This window comes from Adlercreutzia equolifaciens, assembly GCF_029076695.1.
Lineage (GTDB): Bacteria > Actinomycetota > Coriobacteriia > Coriobacteriales > Eggerthellaceae > Adlercreutzia > Adlercreutzia equolifaciens_A.
This window is the reverse complement of sequence record NZ_JARFIK010000050.1, coordinates 1-438: the sequence shown is the minus strand read 5'-3', so window position 1 is coordinate 438 and position 438 is coordinate 1. Positions and strand designations below refer to the sequence as shown.

General features: G+C 62.6%; 1 protein-coding gene. It reads right to left on the bottom strand.

Annotated elements, in window-relative coordinates; all coding sequences use genetic code 11:
• Window positions 1-438: hypothetical protein (locus PZH32_RS11410; RefSeq protein ID WP_275208376.1), on the bottom strand; the 438-nt coding region annotated here is incomplete at both ends.

The window sequence follows — 438 nt, the reverse complement described above, 5'->3', positions numbered from 1 at the left end:
GCTCCACTGCCACCTTCGGCGTGGGCAACCTGTGCTGGGTGGGTAGCTACTTCACCAGCCAGCGCCTCTACGGCGACGAGACCCAGTACACCGGCTGGGACGGCAACAACATAGTACTGCCAAGCCTCGGTCTCCTCGGTGGGAGCGAAGATGGTCTCGTGGGTCACCCAGTCGTTGAGCATGCCGAACACGTCGAGCACGTCGGCCTCGTACTGCCAGCCCAGCTCGGGCTCCAAGCGGAATATACGACCGATGGACTGGGACTCGCGGGTGTCGGCAACATAGCCGCCCTCGTCATCGTAGGTGTAGACCACGGTGCTCTCGGCCACGCGGAAGGAGTCGCCGTTGGGCACCATGCTGTCGTAGGACTCGTCGGCCACGTTCTTCAGCGTGCCGTCGATGGCATTGTACAGCTTGGTGGTATAGGCGGTGTAGATG